Source organism: Cytobacillus sp. (assembly GCF_032154635.1).
GTDB lineage: Bacteria > Bacillota > Bacilli > Bacillales > Cytobacillaceae > Cytobacillus.
Window position 1 is genome coordinate 1 of record NZ_JALDXW010000078.1, and the last position, 6,596, is coordinate 6,596.

Consider the following 6,596-nt stretch of genomic DNA (forward strand, 5'->3'; position numbering starts at 1 on the left):
CCCTTATGCCTATTATTGCTTACTTTAGGCTTCTGCGCTTTTCTTTTTTCATTATAATACTAATGATATAATGATGAAATGGAATGTTAGAATGGGGGAAGTATGGATGTATAATGTTCGCGAATGGCGACATGTGTTTAAACTTGATCCAGATAAAAGTATTTCAGACGATCATTTAGAAAAAATCTGTGAATCGGGAACGGATGCGATCATTGTTGGCGGAACGGACGGTATTACTTTAGAAAAAGTGCTTGATTTAATGTCACGCATCCGCAGGTATACTGTTCCTTGCGTACTTGAGGTTTCTACAATCGATTCAATTACACCAGGATTTGATTTCTACTTTATTCCGACTGTTTTAAACAGTACGGATACAAAATGGATCACTGGGCTTCATCATGAGGCTGTGAAAGAATTTGGTGAAGTGATGAATTGGGAGGAAATTTTAGTACAAGGCTATTGTATTCTCAATGAAGAATGCAAAGCAGCGAAACTTACAAATGCGAAGACCGCGTTATCGATAGATGAGATCAAAGCATATGCGATGATGGCAGAAAAAATGTTCCAGCTGCCGATTTTTTATCTTGAATACAGTGGAACATACGGAAATCCGGAAACGGTATCAGAAGTAAAAAGAGGGCTAGATAAAACTACTTTGTTTTACGGCGGGGGGATTGAAACAGCAGAGCAAGCAAAAGAAATGGCTGCAGCTGCAGATGTCGTTGTCGTTGGAAACATTATATATACTGACGTAAGTGCTGCATTAAAAACAGTACCCGCAGTGAAAAATGCCCCTCTTGATCAAATTAGCTAAGTTTGTATATGGAGAACTTGATTCGTAATAGAAGAAGCTTTAGAATAAAATCAGGAACATATGTTTGTATGGTGGTGAAGAAAGTCAATGAATTACTTATCGGATAAACTGTTAGATGGATTAAATCCACAGCAGCAACATGCGGTTAAAGCAACAGATGGCCCCCTTCTAATCATGGCAGGGGCAGGCAGTGGAAAGACAAGAGTTCTTACGCATCGAATTGCATATTTAATGGTTGAAAAAGGGGTGAACCCTTATAATATTTTGGCGATTACCTTTACGAATAAAGCTGCTAGAGAAATGAGAGAGCGTATTCAAAGGATGATGGGCGGAGCAGCAGATGAAATTTGGATTTCAACTTTCCACTCAATGTGTGTAAGGATTTTACGAAGAGATATTGACCGGCTTGGTTTTAACAGGAATTTTACAATCCTAGATACGACGGATCAGCAATCCGTTATTAAATCTATATTAAAGGATAAAAACCTTGATCCGAAAAAGTTTGATCCCCGTGCTATACTCGGATCGATTAGTTCGGCAAAAAATGAATTAACAACACCAGAAGAATTCGCAAAAACAGCTGGTGACTATTTCCAAAACGTAGTCAGTGATGTGTATACTGAATACCAAAAAAGATTGAGAAGAAATCATGCCTTAGATTTCGACGATCTTATTATGACAACTATTCAGCTATTCCAGCGGGTGCCGGAAGTGCTAGAATATTATCAGCGCAAATTCCAATATATTCACGTAGATGAGTATCAAGATACGAACAGAGCTCAGTATATGCTTGTTAAGTTTCTTGCTGCACGTTTTAAGAATCTTTGTGTTGTCGGTGACTCAGACCAATCGATTTATCGCTGGCGCGGAGCGGATATTGCTAACATTCTTTCATTTGAAAAGGATTATTCCAATGCACAGGTCATTTTGCTTGAACAAAACTACCGCTCCACAAAAAGAATCCTCCAAGCGGCCAATGAAGTCATTGGACGGAACATGAATCGCAAGCCGAAAAATCTTTGGACGGAAAATATGGAAGGAAATAAAATCTTCTATTATCGAGCGGATAGTGAACAAGGAGAGGCGCAATTTGTCGTTGGCAAAATTAAAGAATTGATGCGTGAAGGAAAGCGAAATCTATCTGATATCGCCATACTATATCGTACAAATGCACAATCCCGTGTGATGGAGGAAGTACTTCTAAAATCTAACATGGAGTACTCGATTGTTGGCGGAATCAAGTTCTATGATCGGAAAGAGATAAAGGATATTCTTGCCTACTTGCGTTTAATTGCCAATCCTGACGATGATATCAGCCTCCAAAGAATTATTAATGTACCAAAGCGTGGCATTGGCTCTGGTTCTATTGATAAAATCGCTAACTTCGCCTTGCTTCATGAAATGACGATGTTTGACGCATTGGACTCAATCGATCTAATTGGACTGAGCCCAAAAATAACGAAAGCAGCAGCTGAATTTCGGGATATAATCAAAAATTATACACGAATGCAGGAATACCTTTCTGTAACAGAGCTTGTTGAGGAAATATTAGAGAAATCAGGCTACAGAGAAATGCTGGTTGCGGAGAAATCAATTGAAGCGCAAAGCAGGCTTGAAAACCTGGAAGAATTTCTATCCGTGACAAAAAACTTTGAAGAAGGCAGTGAAGACAAAAGTCTTGTGGCCTTTTTGACGGATTTAGCACTTGTCGCAGATATCGATAAGTTAGATGAGGATGGAGAAAAAGCAGATGCGGTTGTTTTAATGACTCTTCATTCAGCGAAAGGGCTAGAATTTCCGGTTGTCTTTTTGATCGGTTTAGAGGAAGGGGTATTTCCTCACAGCCGTTCTTTAATGGAAGAAGCAGAAATGGAAGAGGAACGCCGTCTCGCTTATGTGGGAATCACAAGAGCGGAAGAAGAATTGTTTATTACGAATGCTCAAATGCGTACATTGTTCGGACGAACCAATATGAATCCGCCATCAAGGTTCATTAAAGAAATTCCAGAAGAACTATTAGATGGCTTACAGCCTGCACAAAAAACAGCTTCACCTTTTGGGGCTTCTTCATTTGGTACTGCTTCTGCAAGACAGCCGCAGAGAAAGCCTGTTATCCGCCCTGCGATGAATGATACTGGCGGTGATGGACTCGGCTGGAAGGTTGGCGATAAAGCTGTTCACGGTAAATGGGGAACAGGGACAGTAGTTAGTGTGAAAGGTGATGGAGAAAGCACCGAACTTGATATTGCTTTTCCAAAACCAATTGGAATTAAACGGTTACTGGCTAAATTTGCACCGATTACAAAAGGCTAATGAATCTAGAAAGGGTTGGATATATGGACCTTCTGACAGCTGAAAAGAAAGTAAAAGAATTACAAACATTGCTTAACCAGTATAATTATGAATATCATGTCCTTGATCAGCCATCTGTTCCAGATTCTGAATATGATCGGCTGCTTAAAGAACTGATAGAAATAGAATCTCAATTTCCTGAACTGAAAACGGCAGATTCTCCCACCCAGCGTGTCGGTGGCGAAATTCTTGACATGTTTGAGAAGGTACAGCACCAATCACAAATGCTAAGCCTTGGGAATGCCTTTAATGAACAGGATCTTAGAGACTTTGATCGCCGGGTTCGGCAGTCTGCTGGAGAGAATGTTTCTTATGTATGTGAATTAAAAATAGATGGATTGGCTGTTTCCCTTCGCTATGAGGAAGGCTTATTTGTTCTCGGGGCAACACGTGGAGATGGCTCAACAGGAGAAAATATTACCGCAAATTTACGAACGATCCGTTCTATTCCTTTGCGATTAAATAAAAACTTATCCATGGAAGTACGTGGAGAGGCATTTATGCCGAAACGTTCCTTTGAGGCTTTAAATAGATTAAAGGCAGAAAAGGGAGAGGAAGCTTTTGCTAATCCTAGAAATGCTGCGGCAGGCTCATTAAGACAGCTGGATCCGAGAATTGCAGCTTCAAGAAATCTTGATGTGTTTTTGTATGGCGTTTCAGATACAGGTGAGACAGGTGTTGAATCCCATAGTGAGGCACTTGATTTGTTAGATACACTTGGCTTCAAGACAAATAGAGAACGGAAAAAATGCAAAAGTATTGAAGAAGTCTTAGAATATATCGAGAAATGGACAGTTGAGCGCCCAAATCTTGTATATGATATTGATGGCATAGTAATTAAAGTGGATTCTTTGGAACAGCAGGAGCAGCTTGGGACAACAGCGAAGAGCCCGCGTTGGGCTATTGCCTATAAGTTTCCGGCAGAAGAGGTCGTAACGACGTTAAAGTCAATTGAGTTGAGTGTGGGCAGAACAGGAGTGATCACACCAACAGCAATCCTTGAGCCTGTTCGTGTAGCTGGAACAACGGTTCAACGGGCATCCCTTCATAACGAAGACCTTATTCGTGAAAAGGATATCAAAATCGGAGATCAAGTGGTTATAAAAAAAGCTGGGGATATCATTCCTGAGGTTGTAAATGTTTTAGCAGAACGCAGAACTGGAGAAGAAGTTGAGTTTCACATGCCAACTCACTGTCCTGAATGTGAAAGTGAACTCGTCCGTCTGGATGGTGAGGTTGCTTTGCGCTGTATAAATCCGAAGTGTCCAGCACAAATACGAGAAGGGTTAATTCACTTCGTATCACGCAATGCGATGAATATTGACGGTCTGGGAGAAAAAGTAATCAGCCAATTATTTGCAGAAAATCTCATTCAGGATGTAGCTGACTTATATAAGCTAACTTATGAACAGCTCATTGGGCTTGAACGCATGGGTGAAAAGTCTGCAAATAATCTGCTGGAAGCAATTGAGATTTCTAAAGCGAATTCTCTTGAAAAACTATTATTCGGTCTTGGGATTCGGCATGTCGGAGCAAAAGCAGCCAAAACATTGGCCCAGCAATTTGGCGAGATGGATGAATTAATGAAAGCAGACTATGAACAATTAACGGCCATTAATGAAATAGGGGAGAAAATGGCTGATTCGATTGTCAGTTACTTTGAGTTAGACGAAGTAAAAGCATTAATTGATGAACTAAAAGCTGCCAGAGTGAATATGAAATACACTGGACCAAAGCCTATATCCATTGATCAGTCAGAATCGATATTTGCTGGAAAGACAGTCGTGCTAACCGGGAAGCTGGAGAAGCTGAAAAGAAATGAAGCGAAGGACAAAATCGAAGCGCTAGGCGGCAACGTAGCAGGAAGTGTCAGCAAAAAGACAGATATTGTTATCGCAGGGGAAGATGCAGGGTCAAAACTTGCGAAAGCACAGGAATTAGGGATCGAGGTTTGGGACGAGGAGAGACTGATTGAAGAATTAAAAGTGTAAGAGGTGGAAATGCCATGAAAAAAATAATAATGCTATCTCTATCTCTTGTTCTTCTGCTTACAGGCTGTGCGCCGAACTTTAATAAGCAGGAGGAAGTCGTTCAAGATAAAGAAGATGCAAAAGAGAAAGCGATCATACCTAACTACAAAATATCAGATAATTACTATCAAACCATCCTGCCTTTTAAACCAAGTAAAACAAGAGGGCTTGTAGTTAATAATATTAATTCAAAATATAATCTGACTGAATTTGAAACAGGGCTAATGAGAGTAGCTCAAAATATATATGATACAGATAAATATGTATTTCAGGAAGGACAATTTATAGAAAGCGATCAAGTTCGTCTTTGGCTAAACCGCAAGTATACGCCTGAACAATTGAAGGAAAAAAAATTAGAGGAAGAGGATAACCTTGGTCTTAATCCTCTCGATAATGGAAAAGAAGAAACACCAAAGTATCTTGCACATGTTTTAGAGCATGATTATTATGTGAAAAATGATGAGGGAAAGTATAAATTAGGCGGAGTAGTTGTCGGCCTTGCTTTGAACTCAGTATATTATTATCAAAAAGTTCAATTCGGTGCTTGGTATGAAACGAAAATTAGCCATGCAGAGCTTGAAAAGGAAGGGAAAAAGCTTGCCGATGAAGTATTAAAGCGATTACGTAACATGGATGATTTAAAGGATGTTCCAATTACAATTGCTTTATTTGAACAACAAAGCAGGACATCAGTTGTTCCTGGTACTTTCTTTACTTATGCGAGTGCAGAAAAGGGAAGTGCTAACCTAGGGGGATGGGAAAAGGTAAAAGAAGAGTATTTGCAATTCCCATCAAAAGAAGCCTCAGAAGTTCATCGAGATGATTCAAATACCTTTCTTAACTTTAAACAAGATGTAGAAACGTATTTTCCTAATTTTAATGGTGTAATAGGGAAGGCATTTTATGCAGATGGACAACTGCAGGAGCTTAATATTAGTATTCCTATTCAATTCTATGGGAAAGCAGAAGCAATTGGCTTCACCCAATATGTTACAGCCCTTGTAGTGAAACATTTCCCTGCTTATATTTCCGTACAAGTAGAAATTTCGTCAGTGAATGGTCCCGAAGGGTTAATTGTCCGTAAAGCAGACCAAAACGAACCATTTGTTCATATTTATCAATAATATAAAAATAGAGATAATATGACTGATTGTACAAATCACAATATTATCTCTAATTATTAGTGTAGTATAGTATTCATTTACACAGAATGTTTGATGAAGTGAAATGAAACATGATAAGATAAGCTTGTTGGGATGGGAGCCGTTTGAGAGATATACTAACTCATATAAGCGGTTTCATCTGGTTAAAGGATGCAGTTTAATACATAGGAGGCGGAAAGCTTTGGTACAACCATACAAACATGAACCATTTACTAATTTTAAATTAGAAGAAAATCG

At 39.3% G+C, this 6,596-nt stretch carries 4 protein-coding genes; all 4 read left to right on the forward strand.

Annotation, left to right across the window (positions count from 1 at the left end; all coding sequences use genetic code 11):
• The first annotated feature begins 106 nt into the window (after positions 1-106).
• The 4 genes from pcrB (at position 107) to RUH74_RS23850 (ending at position 6,320) form a co-directional block, all read left to right on the forward strand.
• The gene (gene pcrB / locus RUH74_RS23835; RefSeq protein WP_313805285.1) at positions 107-814 is read left to right on the forward strand and encodes a heptaprenylglyceryl phosphate synthase; all 708 of its coding nucleotides are present in this window, start codon (positions 107-109) and stop codon (positions 812-814) included.
• An 87-nt stretch (positions 815-901) separates the two neighbouring features.
• The gene (pcrA, locus tag RUH74_RS23840; RefSeq protein ID WP_313805287.1) at positions 902-3,127 is read left to right on the forward strand and encodes a DNA helicase PcrA; all 2,226 of its coding nucleotides are present in this window, start codon (positions 902-904) and stop codon (positions 3,125-3,127) included.
• Between the two features lie 23 nt (positions 3,128-3,150).
• A complete protein-coding gene (gene ligA, locus RUH74_RS23845) occupies positions 3,151-5,157 on the forward strand; it encodes an NAD-dependent DNA ligase LigA (protein WP_313805289.1) in 2,007 nt (668 codons plus the stop codon).
• 14 nt (positions 5,158-5,171) lie between these two features.
• Positions 5,172-6,320 (forward strand): CamS family sex pheromone protein, encoded by a 1,149-nt coding sequence (locus RUH74_RS23850; RefSeq protein WP_313805291.1) that lies wholly within the window; start codon positions 5,172-5,174, stop codon positions 6,318-6,320.
• The last annotated feature ends 276 nt before the right edge of the window (positions 6,321-6,596 follow it).

What these genes read in the sequence shown, in the direction of transcription:
- RUH74_RS23850 (WP_313805291.1), top strand. Translation starts at nt 5,172, where the DNA reads ATGAAAAAAATAATAATGCTATCTCTATCTCTTGTTCTTCTGCTTACA.
- pcrB (WP_313805285.1), top strand. Translation starts at nt 107, where the DNA reads ATGTATAATGTTCGCGAATGGCGACATGTGTTTAAACTTGATCCAGAT.
- ligA (WP_313805289.1), top strand. Translation starts at nt 3,151, where the DNA reads ATGGACCTTCTGACAGCTGAAAAGAAAGTAAAAGAATTACAAACATTG.
- pcrA (WP_313805287.1), top strand. Translation starts at nt 902, where the DNA reads ATGAATTACTTATCGGATAAACTGTTAGATGGATTAAATCCACAGCAG.